A 17,180-nucleotide genomic window follows, 5' to 3' on the forward strand; every position below is an offset into this window, starting at 1 on the left:
GCATAAGAGCTCGGTCTTTTCTATGTTATAAACAGGAATAAAGGACAGGCTTATATGAATAATCTACCAATGAAATGGCAAACGATAATGAGATTAAAGGTTTCCTTAATTAACATGGAGAATTGTATAGCCAGATGGAAATGGCAGACTTAGGCAGCGGCCTGTGCCATGTTCCAAGCAAGCTTTTTAGGGGGATCTATATGTACAAGCTGCTGCTCGTTGATGACGAGCCGGAAGTGACAGAAGGATTAATGATAGAAATCGATTGGGAAGCCTGCGGGTTTACAGAGGTCAGAACGGCCAGCAACGGCAAGGAAGCAATGGAGCTGTTCGAGAAGATGGAGCCCGACGTGCTTATGACCGATATTAGCATGCCATATATGAATGGACTTGAACTATCCGAATGGGCGAGAAAAGCTTATCCGATTACACGTATCGTTATTCTGTCAGGTCATGATGAGTTTGAATATGCGAAGCAAGCGATTCATTTGCAAGTAGAGGCCTATGTATTGAAACCGTTCTCAGCAGAGCAGCTAACCGATGCAGTGGTGGAGGTAGCTAGGCGTATGGACGAGGAGCGCGAGCAGCGGAGCAACATCGAGCTGCTCGTGGAGCACTACCGTACTAGCCTGCCGATCGTTCGAGAGAAGTTCCTATCTTCTTTGATTACGCGGAAGCAGCCATACCGGGACATTGCGGCAAAAGCAGAGAAATACGGGATGCAGTTGGAAGGTGAAGCGTATGTCGTTTCTATTATTGCCGTTAATCATTCCGACATTCAGGATGTGCAGAACGACTCCAAGCCCTCTGTATCTTTGGCATCCTCGACTGACTTGGATCTCAAATTGTTTTCGGTCAGCAACATTGCAAGTGAAATTTGGGCAAGGCATGGACTCGGCAAAGTGTTTATTCATCAGGACCATGTTGTTTTGTTCACCGTAAGCCCGCATGCTGATCAGACGCTAATGATGGAGGATACGCAAGCCGCTTTAAAAGAAATATTGCAAAGCATCGAGCGGTTTTTACGGTTTCCAGTCATGATTGGAGTAGGCACTTATACAGAAGCGCTGGATCAATTGAAGTACGCCTATGACTCGGCGATGGTCGCACTGGATTATCGGAGAATTGTGGGCAGCAACATCATTATTTGCATCGACGATATGGAAAACCGTGTTCATGAGAAGCTGCTTTTCGATGAATGGAAGGAGCAGCAATTGATTAGCGCGGTTAAGCTTGGGACGGAGAAGGAGCTGGAGGAAGTCGTTGACGCTCTCTTTGATGAGATCGCCCGCGTTCAGGCGCCAGTGCATGAATATCAGCATTATTTGCTGGAGATGGTGACGGCGATCATTAAGCTGACCAAGGTACTGGACACGGATTCGGATGACATTATAGGCGGGGGCTGGGGGATTCTTAATCAATACCAGAAGCTGAACAGCCCGCAGGAAACAAAGGTCTGGTTCGGAGAGATGTGCGCCAGGGTACGCAGAAGCATTGCAAGCCGCAGGCAGCATACCTACAAACAAATCGTAGAGGATGCCATTAGCTACACGAAGAGCCATTATCACGAAAGCGAATTGTCCATTGCCAAAGTATGCGGACAGCTTCATATCAGCGCAGGATACTTCAGCGGTTTATTCAAAAAAGAGCTGAAGCTGACGTTCGGCGCTTACTTGCTGCAGCTGCGAATGGAGGCAGCGAAGGAGCTGCTGCGGACGACGGAGCTGAAGGCCTTCGAGATTGCAGAGAAAGTCGGATTCGCAGACGCGAATTATTTCAGCTTGAGCTTTAAGAAATATGCGGGTGTGTCGGCCAAGGAATATCGAAACAGTCCAGCGGGGCAAGAGCAGTGATGCAGCGCAGGAGCATTCAATTCATCCTAACGGTGTCCTTCACGCTGTTTTCTGTCTTTATTATCTTAAGCGTCAGTATTTTGCTATTCAGCCGTTTCTCCGCAACCGCGCAGGAGAATGCCTTCCGTAACTCGCAGCAAATCGTCGATCAAGTCAGCTACAATCTGGAGAACTATGTCGAGGTTACGTCGGACTTGTTCAATATGATGCACCATGCACTCGGACAAAGCGAGAATGTGGAGTCCGATGCGATGCGCAAACAGCTGGAATCGATGATGTCCACGCGCACCGATACGGTATCGCTCGTTCTATTCGACGACAAAGGAAAGCTGCTAATCGACCTGCCGAATGTGGAATTGAAGGATACGCTGAAGATTACGGAGGAAGGCTGGTTCCGCAGCGCGCTGGATACGGCTGGCCATCTGTCGATATCACTGCCCCATGTGCAGAATTTGTACAAGCAGCAGTATCGATGGGTCGTTTCGATGAGCAAAAGCATTACTGTCCAGCATAACGGCAAACAGGTGCATGGTGTACTGCTGCTGGATGTTAATTTCAGCACTATTGATGAGCTTTCCGAGCGGATCAGCCTTGGACAGAAGGGTTATGTCTACATGCTTGACGAATCGGCAGGTAATATCGTGTATCATCCGCAGCTGGAGCTTATTTATGCAAGCTTAAAGGAAGAGAATGTCGAGCTTGCGCTCAAGCATACCTATGGCAGCTTTATTGATAAATCGGGCGATGATGCCAAGATGATCAGTGTCCAGACGATTGGAAATGTAGGCTGGAAGGTAGTCGGCGTCTCCTATATGGACGAAGTGATGACGACAAGCTGGGAGCTGAACCGCTCGATGTCCAAACTGCTCATTGCATTGGTACTGATTGTATTCTTGCTGTCCAGCTTAGTTGCCCGCCGGATTTCGCGTCCAATTAAACGGTTGGAGCTCTCGATGAAAAGTGTGGAGCGGGGGGATTTCAACAAAGTGGTAAGCGGGGAGGGGCCGCTGGAAATTAAGCATCTGGCGGATCGCTTCAACATTATGATTGGTACGATCAAGCAGTTGATGACACGAATCGTGACGGAGCAGGAAAGCAAGCGGAAGTACGAGTTAGAAGCGCTGCAGGCGCAGATCAATCCTCATTTCTTATACAACACGCTTAACACAGTCGTGCGTATGGTCGGCATGAACAAGAATGAAGAGGTAATTACGACGATTACGGCGTTGTCCAAGCTATTCCGTATCAGCATAGGGAAAGGAAGAAGCTTGATCACAATTGCTGATGAGATGGAGCATGCGCGCAACTATTTGATTATCCAGCAAATGCGATTTAAACATAAATTTGATTATTCCTTCGATCTGCAGCAGGAGGCGCTTGTCCATCCGACCTTGAAGCTGATCGTCCAGCCGCTCATCGAGAATGCGCTGGTGCATGGCATTGAGCCTTCTGTGGACAAAGGGCATATTGCGGTTTCTGCACGGCTCGAAGGCAATGAAATCGTTATTCAGATTAAGGATGACGGGCTTGGCATGTCGACTGCGCAGCTCTCCCAGATTCAAGCGGGAACAGTGGTGAGCACGAAGGGATCGGGCGTTGGCATTACGAACGTTCAGGAGCGAATAAAGCTTTACTTCGGGGAAATGTACGGGCTGCATTTCGAGAGTGAGCTTGAAGTCGGGACAACGATCACGATTCGGTTTCCTGCGCTTGTGCCAAGTCAAATCGACGGAGGGGAGCAGTCCTAATGGTGAAACACAAAAGCATTATAGTTAGCTGGCTGCTCTTTCTTGCGGCGTTATGCTTGCTATATTCGGCGCTGTACCCAGGCACCCAGGAGCCACAGGAGGAAGAAGAGAGCAAGACGATCCAGCTGATCCTCAGAACGAGCAAAGGGGATTATTGGAAAAATGTTACGATGGGCGCTCAGGCTGCCGTCAAGGAATTCGGCATTACACTGCATGTGTCTGCACCTGCTGACGATGGAGATATTGACGGCCAACTGCAGACGGCTATGCAATCGCTTCAGACGAAACCAGATGCGATTGTGCTAGGGGCAAATGCGGATTCTGCATTTGAAGGGTTTTTAACCGAAGCAGACAAACGACATATACCCGTTATTGCCATCGACAGCTTGCTTACATCGGGGGAAATTGCAGCTTACATCGGTACAGATAATTACCTTGCGGGGAAAGAAGCGATGCGCGAGATGGCGGACCGCCTCGGTGGAGAGGGCGATGTAGCCATCGTTGCATACAGCAAGGGCGGCATCAACGGAAAGCTGCGAGAGAAGGGGATTCGCGACGCGGTCAACGCTTATCCTGGTCTCAAGCTTGTTGACAGTCAATTCTGTTCCGATGAATACGGTTCCTGCCAAGCTGCAGTTGCAGATATGCTGAACAAGCAGCAACTGGACGGGATATTGTCGCTCAATACGGAGACATCCATCGGTGCAGCGCTCGAGCTGAAGCAGAGACAGGCTGGCGAGAAGATTAAGCTGATTGGCTTCGACAGCTCGCCGGAGCTGCTTGAGCTGCTGCAAGAAAATCAGCTTCAAGCACTAATCGTCCAAAACCCTTTCAGCATGGGCTATCTCAGCGTCAAACACGCGCTTGCGGCCGCTTCGGGGAAGGCGGTACCAGAGCGAATAGAGATGAATATGGAGCTTATTACAGAGGACAATATGTTCTGGCTCAAGAATCAGAAGCTGCTGTTCCCTGTCGTGCAATAAGCGAGAGCAGTTGAGAAACAGATGAGGATATTAATAAAAGTGATGAGGATATTACATGTGAATCGTCAGCAAAGTGAGACATAATGAAGCAGTAGTTAATTCATCCACCAGGGGGTCAATAAGAATGAAAAAGTGGACAGCAGCGCTCGTGATTGGTGCATTGGCAGTGACGGCGGCAGGTTGTGGAAACGCTAACGGCGAGGGAAGTACAAGCGGCTTGCCCAAAGCGGGAGTCGCGATTTATAAATTTGACGATACATTCATGAGCGGTGTGCGCAATGCCATCGAGACAGCGGCAGAGGGAAAAATGGCAGTAGACATCGTAGATAGCCAAAACTCACAGCCAACTCAGAATGATAAAGTAGATTTGTTTATTACGAAAAAAGTAAAAGCGATGTCGGTTAACCCGGTTGACCGTACAGCAGCGGGCATTATTATCGATAAAGCACAAAAAGCGAACATTCCTGTTGTATTCATTAACCGTGAGCCGCTTGCAGATGATTTGGCGAAATGGGATAAGGCGTTGTTCGTAGGTGCCAAAGCGGAAGAGTCCGGCACGATGGAAGGCGAGATTGTTGCCGAGTACTGGAAGTCGCATCCGGAAGCGGATAAGAACGGTGACGGTATCCTGCAATACGTTATGTTGAAAGGCGAGCCAGGGCACCAAGATGCCGAGCTTCGCACGAAGTTCTCCGTACAGGCGATTCAAGATGCAGGCATTCAAGTAGAGAAGCTTGCAGAAGATACAGCGATGTGGGATCGCGTGAAGGGCCAAGAGAAAATGGCTGCGTTCCTAGCTTCGAAAGGAGATCAAATCGAAGCAGTTATTGCAAACAACGATGATATGGCGCTTGGCGCAATCGAGGCGCTCAAGGCGGCGGGTTACTTCAAGGATAATAAGTTCATGCCGGTTGTCGGCGTAGATGCTACAGATCCAGCTCAGCAAGCATTGAAAGAAGGCACGTTGCTTGGAACGGTACTGAATGATGCAGCTAACCAAGGTAAAGCAACAGTTGAGCTGATGCGTGTACTTGCAGAAGGCGAAACTCCGACTAAAGAGAACACAGGCTTCGAAATTACGGATGGCAAATATGTATGGATTCCGTACAAAAAAGTAACGGAAGCAAGCAAATAATAAGCGGGTACAGCATGGATGAACGAGAGCAGGGGAATAACGTCACTTGCGTTGCCCCTGTTTTTTTTCGCCCATTAACGCAAAGCGGGCTCGACAAAAGGAGGCTATACGATGGCAAAGCAGCAGCCTTATTTGCTTGAAATGAATGGGGTAACGAAGACATTTCCAGGTGTTAAAGCATTGGATGATGTAACGCTGAAGGTACGTCCCGGTACGGTTCATGCGCTCATGGGCGAGAATGGCGCGGGCAAATCTACATTGATGAAATGTTTGTTTGGTATTTATAAGCCGGATGCCGGCGAAATCTTTCTAGATGAACAGAAGGTTGAGATTAAAAGCTCGAAGGACGCACTGAACTACGGCGTCTCCATGATCCATCAGGAGCTTCATCCCGTACCGCAGCGCAGTGTGATGGAGAACATTTGGCTTGGCAGATTCCCGGTAAAGGGCATCGTGCCTTTCCGGTTTATTGATCATAGAAAGATGTACCGTGACACGATAGCGCTATTCGAGGATTTGAATATGGCGATTGATCCTAATCAGCTCGTGGGCGAGCTGTCTGTATCCAAAATCCAATCGCTGGAGATTGCCAAAGCAGTATCCTTCAACTCGAAAATCATCGTCATGGATGAACCGACCTCTTCCCTTACGGGCAATGAGGTAGAGCAGTTGTTCGCTATCATTAATAAGCTGCGGGCACGCGGCGTTTCGATTATATACATTTCGCACAAAATGGAAGAAATATTACGTATTTCCGATGATGTCACGATTATGCGCGACGGTAAGTATATCGGGACATGGCCTGCACCAGAGCTGACGATTGATACGATCATTACGCGTATGGTCGGACGTGATTTATCGGAGCGGTATCCGGAGCGGACGAACATTCCGGGAGAGGTTATGCTGCGCGTTGATGGGCTCACTTCTCCGCATATGCATTCGTTCAAGGATGTATCCTTCGAGCTTCGCAAAGGAGAGATTCTAGGGATAGGCGGCCTTGTAGGGGCGCAGCGAACGGAGCTGGTAGAAGCGTTGTTCGGACTTCGATCTGTGAAATCGGGATCAGTTTATAAGGATGGCAAGCGGATCACGATCAAATCGCCGATTGATGCGAAGAAGCATAAAATCGCGCTGCTTACGGAAGAACGCCGCGTTACAGGGATATTTCCAGTTTTGTCTGTTCAAGAAAACACAGCCATCGCTAATCTGGGCATGTACCAGAATCGTTTCGGGTTCCTGAATGAGGCGAAGATGAAGCAAGAAGCCATTAAAGGTGTTGAGAGGTTCAAGACCAAGACACCGTCTGTCGATCAATTGATTCGTAATTTGTCAGGGGGCAATCAGCAGAAGGTGCTGCTGGCACGCTGGCTGCTCACGAATCCAGATATCCTGCTGCTGGATGAACCGACGCGAGGCATCGATATTGGCGCCAAGTATGAGATTTACAGCATTATTATTGAGCTGGCGAAGCAAGGGAAAAGCATCATAATGATATCTTCGGAGATGCCGGAGCTGATCGGCATGTCTGACCGAATTATGGTGATGTCAGAAGGACGCTCTACCGGCATACTTGAGAGTGATCAAGCGACCGAGCAAAGCATTATGCGGCTAGCTGCACAGACAGGCTAAGACCCTAGAACTTCAAGGAGGTTAATACAAATGGAAGCAGCTAAAAGCTTAAAAATAAAAAACGCATTCTCGCAAAATGCGATTTGGATCGTGCTTGTTGCATTAATTCTAATCATCGCTATCATTGACGCTAACTTTCTGTCGATTACAACGCTGAGAGATATGTTGGTGCAATCGTCGACCCGTACAATTATCGCGCTGGGCGCGGCGTTTGTACTGATTACGGCGGGTACGGATTTGTCCGCAGGACGGGTAGTAGGTCTAAGTGCTGTCGTATCGGCATCCATGCTGCAAATGCCCGACTATGCCAGCAAGTTCTTCCCTAATCTGCCGCAGCTTTCATTAATCATTCCGATTGCGATTGCGATCATTGTTGGTTTGCTAGTTGGATTGCTCAATGGCGTAATTGTAGCAAAGTTTAATGTTCCACCATTCATTGCGACGCTCGGTACGATGGTCGCAGTTTATGGCGCGAATTCGCTCTACTTCGATATGCCGCCGAACAACTCGCAGCCGATTGGCGGCTTGCGCAAGGATTTCACTGAGATTGGGACAGGTGCTATCGGAAGTGGTCAATTTTCGCTTCCCTATATCGTGCTTATTGCTATATTTGTCGCTTTTATTGTATGGGTTGTGTTCAACAAGACGCGTCTTGGTAAAAACATGTACGCTATCGGCGGCAATATTCAAGCCGCGCATGTATCCGGGATCAACGTAGCGCGCAATCTGATGTGGATCTATGCCATTGCTGGCGCTTTGTACGGCTTGGCTGGTGTACTCGAAGCTGCTCGTACGGGCGGGGCATCGAACAATTACGGCAATATGTACGAGCTTGATGCCATTGCGGCCTGCGTGGTCGGTGGTGTCTCGACTACTGGTGGCGTGGGCCGCGTGAAGGGGATCATCGCGGGCGTACTGATATTCACCGTTATCAATTACGGCTTAACGTACATCGGTATTAATCCGAACTGGCAGCTCATCATCAAAGGCTTGATCATCGTAGTTGCCGTTGCATTCGATATCCGCAAATATGTAGCGAAGAAGTAATAAGCTTAATTATCCAAGCTGCTCTTTAAGGTTATAGACCTTAGAGCAGCTTTTTTGCGCTCTATGGGTGGGGAATTTAGGTCCGCTCACACTGTTGTTTCTCATGGGCCGCTCGAGGTGGGAGTTTCTTATTCTTTTGACTTGATGTGGTAATCTAAGTAAAATACGTATATTGCGAGAAAAAGGGGAATTTTTACATGTACAGAAAGAGAGTGTTAGTCATATTTGCAATCCTATTGATTATGCTTGAAGTGAGCGCTTGTGCAAACCCGGCACACAAATTGGAGGTTTTATATGAGGTTGAGCAGTTGGAGGGCGGAACAGCGATAACGAGGGAATTGATGTTGAAAATGGCCAAAGGTATGGAGTTTCGCCTTGTTGGTGCTGGTGTATCCAAGCCTAACATACGACTTGTAGATTCCAATAAAATCCGCTTGAAATTATCTGACGCATCAAATGAGGAAGAATTAAGAGAGATGCTCATGGAGCCTTTCTACATTACGTTTCGTGGTCCTGATGGTACAATCGAGATGGACAGCAGCGACTTGAAACGGAATGGCGCGAGTTTAATGTCCAATATGGAGATGGAACAGTCGCTCGTTATTAACTTAAAGGATAAGAACAAACTCGAAGCGATTACGACTCGCCTGGTTGGACAATATATGACAATTTATTTGGGAGATATGAAGTTGTCGGAAGCGTCGATTAACCAACCAATAAGCGACGATGACTTTCAGATTTCAGGTAATTACACGCCTGCTGAATGGTATGAATTTGAGGATATGATCAATTTAGGAACACTCCCCTTCAAGCTGACTGAAATACCTGAAAACCGTTAGACGAAGTGAATGAGTGTTCATGTCATGACGGAAAGGCTGTCGAGAAGGTCTCGACAGCCTTTATTGCGTCAATCCGTGTATTATGGCAACACACTGTTCCACTGACACGACGCCTAGAATCCTAAATCATGTATGTATGTCCATATATTTATTCACAACCCGCAACATCTTTTATATAAACGGCTACGCCGTCTTCATCATTACTCAGCGCTACATAAGTAGCGAGCTCATGAAGAGCAGGGTGTGCATTGGATACGGCAACCTTTGCCCCAGCGGTCTCAAACATCCCGAGATCGTTCAAATTGTCTCCGAAGACGGTAACGTCCTCCGGTTTGCATCCAACGAGCTTGGCCCATTGTCTCAAACCTTCCTTTTTGTTCGCGTTAGGGTGGCCGAACTCTAGAAAATAATGATTCGCTATGTAGGAGTCCTTCATGAGATGAATATGCACCTGACTGTCAAAGCGGCGTACGACTTCGTCCCTGAGTGGCTCAAGCTCGTGAAGCAAACCGATATAGGTAACCTTTAACGTTCTAAAGGAATCTGGACAAGCAAGATTCGTCATTTCGCTAAAGCGCGGATCGTTAGGACGGCTTTCATAGAAGGAGATGCTTCCGCTACCCGTTAGCTTCTCATGCAGGGCGCGCTCCTTGTCATTCTCATCAAGTGCGAATATAAAGGGCAGCAGGGCATGTGCTCTTCCAATATCGACAATGCTGTTCGCGACGCTGTTATCCAACCAATGACCGCCAATGACTTTCATGGTAAGGGGATCATAAATAACAGCACCATTATACAACACGATTGGATGCTTCCAAGGGATGACCGATACTATATGGTTAGAGCTCATGTAGCTTCTGGCTGTAGCATAGCTGATAACTGCGCCTTGTTCCATAGCCCTCGAGATCACATCAACTGTATAAGCGGACAAAGTCGCATCGGAAAGCAGCAGCGTCCCGTCAAGGTCTGTGAGGAAGTGTATGTTTCTCAGAATAATGTCTCCTTCCATAATAATGCTATACCAATCTGGATAGATTGCTAATTAGTGCACAGGAAATATAGTATATAATCGAATGTAGTAGAATAAGAAACTGAAGATGCGGAGCGAAGGGGAATGGTTGGAAAATTTGTCTATATTATAACATTATTATTTTTTATGATTGGTACGATCTTTACCGGATATATTATGGAATCGGATTTCTTAATTATGAATGCATGTGTCTACGTTGCTTTTCTTGTTGTGCTGCTTAGTAAAACGCCGCTGATCGTCAAGAGAACGCATTTGATGATTTTTATATTAGTTATATGTTATTGGGTCTCCGTTCTATACGCTGTTGATAGGGAAGCAGCAATAATTGAAGCATCTAGAGTTTCGAGTATCGTACCGCTGTCATTAATGCTATCCCTGCTAGCTAGAGAGCAGCTTATGAAGCTTCTATTTAAGTTACCTTGGCTAGGGAGCTTTCTGGTACTCGCTGGGGTCGTTTTCCAGCTAAATCGGGAAGGTCGATTGGAATCATTCTTTCAATATGCCAATGCATTAGCCATACTCCTTTCCGTATGTATTCTAATTAGCATTATGGCGATTGTGATGACGAAGTCAAAACTGCATATTGTCCTTATAACAATTAATGTCGCTGGACTATTATTGACATTTTCTCGATCGGTATGGGTTTTATGGCTTGTCTCGGTAATCATGATGTTTATTCTCATCCCTATCTTGAGAAATAAAAGGATGTTTATCGTTCTCTCATCAACACATCTTCTAGGTTTAATACTTGCAATGCTAGTAAAACAGGATATATGGTTTTTTCTCAATCGTGTATCAAGCATACAAACGAAAACCTCTGAGTTTCAAATTCGTTTTGTTTATTGGAAAGATAGCATTCGTATGTTCATAGATTATGCTTTGGGTGGGGCAGGAGGCGGTGGATGGGCATTGCTTCAGCAGACCTACCAGTCTCAAAGTTATTTTGTGAAATTTATACATAACCATTATATTCAAGTGTTTCTAGATGTGGGACTGATAGGTGGGCTGGCTTTTTTGGCGATCATTATATTGTTTTACAAAAATGCTCTTGTTCAATTAAAAACGATTGAAGCAATTGATATGAATTTGCTTAAGGGCATTGTCATTATGGTTACAATGATGCTGCTGCATGCGGGATTCGATTTTGACTTAACTTACCCGTATCTCAATATGCTGTTGATAGGCTTGATGTTACTCATACCGCAACAATCGCTCAACATGAAAGGGGCTAAAATAAAATACATAGTAGTTGTCCCAATAGTAGTTTTGCTTTTCTCTATTTTTATGTGGATCGGCGTCGGTTATCAGTTGAAGGAAAAAGGCATAGAAGCAAGTAAGCAAAGTAATTGGGAGCAAGCGGGAAAACAACTGGAGCAGGTGCGGAGAATGGTTTCATGGTCAAACACAATCATATACGAAAAGGCAAAGCTATACATTCGAATGGGCAATGAAACCGGTGATACTCGTTATTATGACAAGGCAGAATCAGAGCTTGAGAGAGCGACAGAAATGGTTCCGCAAAAAAAGCTGTATACAGATCTTTTAAAAGATTTACAGAATGAAAGATAAACATTTCATAACAACCTAGATTTCGACAATATTTTTTGATAGAATTAATGGGTTATGTTAAAAAATACTATTTCTAGGGGCGGTTAAGTGAACAGTTCATTCCGTAAAAAGGTTAGTTTGTCTTTAGTTTCTTTAATGCTGTTATCAATGCTGGCACCAGTACTTTCTTATGCAGCGGCTTATATGGTTTTTCAATACAATGAACGTACGGGGGAATTATCTGGGGGGATATATACTGCAGACCCTGATAACATTAAAGTAGAGAGAATCGATCAATCTGGTGTTTCTGAATTTTTGGACAGAAAAGTGTCAAATTTCTCATATAAAGAGTACGATGCAAATAATGTTCCATACGAGTGGGTCTATTTCAGCAAATATGTTGGTTCGGATACGACCAAAGAACTTAGAATAACAGAAGGTGTTAATGGCAAGGTTTTCAATGTAAGCAAGGGTGAGTATAACCAATATGCATATTCGGATCAACCTATAGACTTAGATGTTTATCGGATGAAGGGTGCGGAAGGATTTTCTGGAAAGCAGGAGAAAACATTCTTGGGGAGTAACACGGTATTGTTCTCTTTCACCCCAGAAGAATCAGGCTATGATTCTGTTATGATTAGTCTTCCAACAGGTTATGGGGTTGATAATATGATAAGGTACAATCCATCTACTACATCGGCAAATGATTTCTCTTTGACTGACGTTAGCGTTAATCAAAGTGTTTATGCCAAAGCGCTATATCCTTTTGAAAATTACTATTATGAAAATGGTACTCCAATAGTAAATAATCAGTTTATACTTCAGTTTCCTGAATTGCTTGTTAAAGGTAAAACATACGAATTAAAGCTTTCAAGTCTAAGTAGCGGAGATGAAATTCAGCTACCAAATTCAGAGCTAACATACTATGCTAGTATCGCTTATGGTAATCACGTAAGTTATACCAATAGTGAGACTGGTGAGGTCGACCATTATGTAAGTAGAAAAAACATCGTTAAATTTAACAATATTACATTCACATCAGCAATTGTAACTCCTACTACTCCTCCTTCAAGCGGCTCTGGTGGCGGCGAAATCGTTGATTCGAATCCGAATCAAGGAAAACAGGTTGTGAGTGTGGACAGCTTAAAGACTGACAAGGATGGTATTGTTGCAATTACCGTGTCCAAAGAGAAACCTCAGGTGTTGCTTCCTATTAAAACAGCAGAGGTGCTTGGTGATAATAAGCTTCGTTTAGCTAGTGAGAACATCTCTGTAGATCTTCCAGCAAAGGTTCTTGCTAAGCTTCAACAGCTGCTTCCGGCAGACCAGCTTGAAGGTGCTCAAATTGAATTTGATTTTAGCGCCGTGACAGATACTTCGGCTGCAGCCTTACTAAACAAAGCAAAAGATCAGACTTCAGCAGGCCTTACTAGAGCAGGAGATGTATTCGACTTCTCACTGTCGGTAATCACGAAAGACGGAAAGAAAACATCGTTGAGTACATTTGACCAACCCATAAAAGTGAGTTTCAAAATAAATGCAACAGCAAATAAAGAGTTGTTAGGTGTTTATTATATTTCTGAAGATGGCAAGCTGGAGTATGTCGGCGGCGTAGTAAACGGGTCGGAAATCCAAGCGGAGCTCACTCATTTCAGTCATTATGCAGTTCTTGAATATTCCAAATCCTATGATGATGTAGCCGATGATTATTGGGCATCCGATATAATTAAAGTGATGTCGGCAAAGCATATTATTCAAGGCGTAAGCGATAAAAAATATAATCCGCAAGCTAATGTGACTAGAGCAGAGTTTACTTCAATGCTTGTTAGAGCCCTTGGTCTTAAAGCGGAGGGAACGGCTCCATTCGCCGATGTGAGTGCTAGTGCTTGGTATTCAGAAGCTATCACTGCTGCGAGTCAAGCGGGTCTCGTTTCTGGAACATCAGCCAGTGTATTCTCTCCGAATGTGAACATTACAAGAGAAGAAATGGCAGCATTGTTGGTTCGAGCTTATGAGCTGAAGACTAGCAGTAAGCTTGATAGCACAAGCGTTGCAGACTTTACGGATAGAAGTAAAGCGTCGAAATGGGCATTGTCGTTCATTGATGCAGCTTATAAGGCAGGTTTCATTCAAGGCAGAGCTAATAATGAATTTGTTCCTCAAGCCCAATTAACTCGTGCGGAGAGTGCTAAAGCCATTTATACGTTGCTTCAATAATAGGTACACTCTTATTACCTATTTATTGACCGTTGCAATTGCCTTCATATTCCCTTAACATTAACGTTTAGAATAACCGTCATGTCATGACGGTTATTTTTATTGATGCAAGTTGTACACCGTTAAGGAGTGAGAGCACTTGTTACTATTCTCGAAACGTTACGGCCGATCACCGTTTATCGTTATTTTTGTGATGATCATGCTTAAAATGCTGCTGTTCAGGCATTTCATATTTCAAGGCATTCAGGCCGATCGTCTGCCAGCAGACGGGGCAGCTGTATTGGCGCTGTTATTCGTTTTTGAACTGATTACCTCTGCCAAATGGAAAGGTGCCGTCTTCGGTATCGTGAATGCCGTCATGTCGCTTCTTTTGTTTGCTTCAACGGTCTATTTCAGCTATTACGGGACCGTTCCGACTTATACCGCGCTGCATGGGCTGGATCAAGTGCTGCAGGTTAGGACGAGCGTCGGATCAATCATGCAGCCATCCTTCTACCTCTTTTTCGTTGATGTGATTGCGCTGTCCATCCTCTCGATCTGGAACCGCCTGTACGGCCCACGCTTAGATGGACGCAACCGGATCGCGAGGCCCCTATATACTGGAATCGCAGCACTGTTGTGTATATCGGTATCGGGAGGCTATATTTGGTCGAGCAGCTCCATCCCGAATGAGATTGTGCAAGCGGAGAGCTTGGGCTTCCTTGATTATCAGGTAGCTGCTGCAATGAAAGAGAGCAAGGAGAAAGCGGAGCTGCGCAGTGGAAGCATAGAAGACACAGCAGCAAGCACTGATGCGCTGCAGACCTCATATTTTGACCAAATCGGTCAAGCAGTGGAGGCGGGAACGCCTAACTACTTCGGCTATGCCAAAGGCAAAAACGTCATCGTTATTCAAATGGAAGCATTCCAGAACGTTGCGGTTAATCTCTCTGTTGGCGGCAATCCGGTGACACCGGTGCTTAATCAACTGGCGAAGGAAAGCTTCTACTTCCCGCACTTCTTTCAGCAAATTGGGCAAGGGAACACATCTGACGCTGAGTTTTTGTCGAACACCTCGATCTACCCTACCGGTGTCATTGCGATGTCAACGGGGTATGGGGATCGGGTTCTCCCTAGTCTTCCTAGATTGCTTGGCGATAAGGGGTATGAATCGAATACGTTCCACATTAATGATGTAACCTTCTGGGATCGTAACCGCATGTATCCTGCATTAGGTTTTACGAAATACTATGATAAGCCGTCGTTTGAGAATGATCATTTCAATTCCTTCGGAGCATCAGACGAGGAGCTGTATAAGGTTGGTCTTGAGAAGCTGCAAGCGTTCAAGCAGCAAAATAAGCCTTTCTATGCGCAGTTTGTGACGACATCCAGCCATCATCCATTTAAGGTGCCAGACGACAAGCAGCGTATTACGATGCCTGATGGGCTGCAAGGCTCGCAGCTAGGCGATTATTTAACGGCGCTAAATTATACCGATTATGCGCTTGGCCAATTTATAGAAGGACTGAAGGCGAGCGGCTTATGGGACAACACGATATTTGTTGCATATGGAGACCATTACGGGCTTCAGAAGAACGACAATGACCCTGCTTGGGTCAGTGAGCAGCTCGGCATAACGTATGATGGGGACATAGACCGCTTCAATATTCCCTTATTCGTTCATGTGCCAGGCGCAGAGGGGAAAGTGATGGATCAAGTAGGCGGTCAGGTCGATATTATGCCAACTGTATCGAACCTGCTAGGCATCTCTCTGGTCGATGAGGCGTACACAGCGTTCGGACATGACTTGCTTAATACGACGAGCAATGTCATCGGGATGCGATACTATCTGCCTACGGGATCGTTTTTCAACAATGACATTTTATTCGTACCAGGCAAAGGGTTCGAGGATGGGAAAGCTACGGATATTAGGACGAAGCAGCCGGTCACCGACTTTAGCCAATATCGAGCAGATTACGATTATATATTGGAGCTTATGAAGCTTTCTGATGATTATGTTCGTTTGCTGCCTAAGCGCGCCCCTTAGCCTAAGGCGTAGCGTCTCTTGTCTAATAGGACGAGGGGCGTTTTTTTGTTAAGGTCAAATTATGCGAAGCTCAAAACGATGGCTGTAAGCGCATGTGCGCTTAAGGAGTCGGATTGACGTAGGAGTCAGCAAGAACGGAAGCTGTTAGCGCTATTTTTTGTTTAAGTGAAAGGTTAAGCTTTAATGGCAGGTGGCAATGAGTTAATATGGAGAGAGCTACAATATATTATTCTATTCCAATAAACGTAACGTAAGGAATCGATGAGACATGCGAATTGGTTTTTTTGACTCGGGAATCGGCGGGCTCACTGTACTGTCAGAAGCACTGCGCAGGCTCCCTGATATGGATTTTCTTTATATGGCAGACACGCTGCACGTTCCCTACGGCACGAAGGCCGAGGAGGATGTAAGAGCGTATATACTCGATTCGGTCGGTCTGATGATGAATGAGGGCATAGATGCTTTGGTAGTAGCCTGCAATACAGCTACCAGTATCGCCATCAATGATTTGAGAGAGCGATATTCTCTTCCGATTGTAGGCATGGAGCCAGCGGTGAAACCTGCCGTAGAGATGAACCGGGCAACTGGCAAAAGAGTACTCGTATTCGCTACGCCATTAACGCTGCAGCTGCCCAAATATTACGCACTCGTTTCCCGCGTAGATGAGCTGGGTATCGTCGATTCTCTCCCGCTGCCAGAGCTTGTCCATTATTGTGAGAAGCTGCAGTTCGATACAGCGATTATGCAAGACTATTTCCGTACCAAGCTTGCGGACTATAATCTGGATGATTACGGTATTATCGTGCTTGGCTGTACCCATTATCCGTTCTACAAACAAATTCTTAGAGAGATGCTGCCTGCCCATATTGAAATCGTTGACGGCAACGTAGGTACGGTCAAACGGCTGTCCGCATTGCTTAGCCGTTACGGGATCGCTGGCGGCGGCGGGAGCGGTGAGGTCCGCTTTATGTGCTCTGGCCATGAACCTGCCTACATCGACAAAATGCAAAAAGCGCTCGCCATCCTGCGTGAAAGGGATGCCTTGTCAGAGTCGCTCGCTACATGAATAGAAAGGGCGATTCCGCTGAGCGGGATCGCCCTTTCTATTCATAAGCATGCAGATAC

At 46.0% G+C, this 17,180-nt stretch carries 12 protein-coding genes; 11 read left to right on the forward strand and 1 reads right to left on the reverse strand.

From position 1 onward, the window contains the following. The first annotated feature begins 200 nt into the window (after positions 1–200). The 7 genes from FGT79_RS20005 (at position 201) to FGT79_RS20035 (ending at position 9,234) form a co-directional block, all read left to right on the forward strand. Entirely contained in the window at positions 201–1,853 is a 1,653-nt protein-coding gene (locus tag FGT79_RS20005) for a response regulator (RefSeq protein ID WP_138754595.1), read from the forward strand. Next, on the forward strand, positions 1,853–3,601 hold the full coding sequence (locus FGT79_RS20010; RefSeq protein WP_138754662.1) for a cache domain-containing sensor histidine kinase: 1,749 nt from the start codon (positions 1,853–1,855) through the stop codon (positions 3,599–3,601). The genes FGT79_RS20005 and FGT79_RS20010 overlap by 1 nt, the downstream gene beginning before the upstream one ends. After that, positions 3,601–4,584 carry a substrate-binding domain-containing protein gene (locus tag FGT79_RS20015; RefSeq protein WP_138754596.1) on the forward strand — a complete coding sequence of 328 codons (984 nt, stop codon included), beginning with the start codon at positions 3,601–3,603 and terminating at the stop codon, positions 4,582–4,584. The genes FGT79_RS20010 and FGT79_RS20015 overlap by 1 nt, the downstream gene beginning before the upstream one ends. Positions 4,585–4,708: 124 nt before the next feature. After that, positions 4,709–5,719: a galactose ABC transporter substrate-binding protein gene (locus FGT79_RS20020; RefSeq protein WP_138754597.1), complete on the forward strand. Its 1,011-nt coding sequence runs from the start codon at positions 4,709–4,711 to the stop codon at positions 5,717–5,719. A 111-nt stretch (positions 5,720–5,830) separates the two neighbouring features. Next, complete coding sequence (locus tag FGT79_RS20025) at positions 5,831–7,348, forward strand: sugar ABC transporter ATP-binding protein (RefSeq protein ID WP_138754598.1); 1,518 nt, start codon at positions 5,831–5,833, stop codon at positions 7,346–7,348. Between the two features lie 30 nt (positions 7,349–7,378). Further along, the gene (gene mglC / locus FGT79_RS20030; protein WP_138754599.1) at positions 7,379–8,395 is read left to right on the forward strand and encodes a galactose/methyl galactoside ABC transporter permease MglC; all 1,017 of its coding nucleotides are present in this window, start codon (positions 7,379–7,381) and stop codon (positions 8,393–8,395) included. Positions 8,396–8,592: 197 nt separating this feature from the next. Beyond that, a complete protein-coding gene (locus FGT79_RS20035; protein ID WP_138754600.1) occupies positions 8,593–9,234 on the forward strand; it encodes a SecDF P1 head subdomain-containing protein in 642 nt (213 codons plus the stop codon). A gap of 148 nt (positions 9,235–9,382) precedes the next feature. On the opposite strand, the gene FGT79_RS20040 is transcribed toward FGT79_RS20035, so the two are convergent. Continuing rightward, positions 9,383–10,243, reverse strand: a complete 861-nt coding sequence (locus tag FGT79_RS20040; protein WP_138754601.1) for a Cof-type HAD-IIB family hydrolase — start codon at positions 10,241–10,243, stop codon at positions 9,383–9,385. Positions 10,244–10,348: 105 nt separating this feature from the next. Between FGT79_RS20040 and FGT79_RS20045 the strand changes: the two genes are divergently transcribed. The 4 genes from FGT79_RS20045 (at position 10,349) to murI (ending at position 17,121) form a co-directional block, all read left to right on the forward strand. Beyond that, positions 10,349–11,833, forward strand: a complete 1,485-nt coding sequence (locus tag FGT79_RS20045; protein WP_138754602.1) for an O-antigen ligase family protein — start codon at positions 10,349–10,351, stop codon at positions 11,831–11,833. 87 nt (positions 11,834–11,920) lie between these two features. Beyond that, complete coding sequence (locus tag FGT79_RS20050; RefSeq protein WP_138754603.1) at positions 11,921–14,029, forward strand: S-layer homology domain-containing protein; 2,109 nt, start codon at positions 11,921–11,923, stop codon at positions 14,027–14,029. A 139-nt stretch (positions 14,030–14,168) separates the two neighbouring features. Continuing rightward, complete coding sequence (locus tag FGT79_RS20055) at positions 14,169–16,055, forward strand: LTA synthase family protein (protein WP_342778509.1); 1,887 nt, start codon at positions 14,169–14,171, stop codon at positions 16,053–16,055. Positions 16,056–16,323: 268 nt separating this feature from the next. After that, positions 16,324–17,121 (forward strand): glutamate racemase, encoded by a 798-nt coding sequence (gene murI, locus FGT79_RS20060; RefSeq protein WP_138754604.1) that lies wholly within the window; start codon positions 16,324–16,326, stop codon positions 17,119–17,121. Positions 17,122–17,180: the final 59 nt, after the last annotated feature.

Origin of the sequence: Paenibacillus sinopodophylli (genome assembly GCF_005930355.1) — a bacterium.
Lineage (GTDB): Bacteria > Bacillota > Bacilli > Paenibacillales > Paenibacillaceae > Pristimantibacillus > Pristimantibacillus sinopodophylli.

Bases quoted from the DNA above. Each gene is read 5' to 3' on its own strand.
- FGT79_RS20005 (WP_138754595.1), top strand. From the start codon at position 201: ATGTACAAGCTGCTGCTCGTTGATGACGAGCCGGAAGTGACAGAAGGA.
- FGT79_RS20010 (WP_138754662.1), top strand. From the start codon at position 1,853: ATGCAGCGCAGGAGCATTCAATTCATCCTAACGGTGTCCTTCACGCTG.
- FGT79_RS20015 (WP_138754596.1), top strand. From the start codon at position 3,601: ATGGTGAAACACAAAAGCATTATAGTTAGCTGGCTGCTCTTTCTTGCG.
- FGT79_RS20020 (WP_138754597.1), top strand. From the start codon at position 4,709: ATGAAAAAGTGGACAGCAGCGCTCGTGATTGGTGCATTGGCAGTGACG.
- FGT79_RS20025 (WP_138754598.1), top strand. From the start codon at position 5,831: ATGGCAAAGCAGCAGCCTTATTTGCTTGAAATGAATGGGGTAACGAAG.
- mglC (WP_138754599.1), top strand. From the start codon at position 7,379: ATGGAAGCAGCTAAAAGCTTAAAAATAAAAAACGCATTCTCGCAAAAT.
- FGT79_RS20035 (WP_138754600.1), top strand. From the start codon at position 8,593: ATGTACAGAAAGAGAGTGTTAGTCATATTTGCAATCCTATTGATTATG.
- FGT79_RS20040 (WP_138754601.1), bottom strand. From the start codon at position 10,243: ATGGAAGGAGACATTATTCTGAGAAACATACACTTCCTCACAGACCTT.
- FGT79_RS20045 (WP_138754602.1), top strand. From the start codon at position 10,349: ATGGTTGGAAAATTTGTCTATATTATAACATTATTATTTTTTATGATT.
- murI (WP_138754604.1), top strand. From the start codon at position 16,324: ATGCGAATTGGTTTTTTTGACTCGGGAATCGGCGGGCTCACTGTACTG.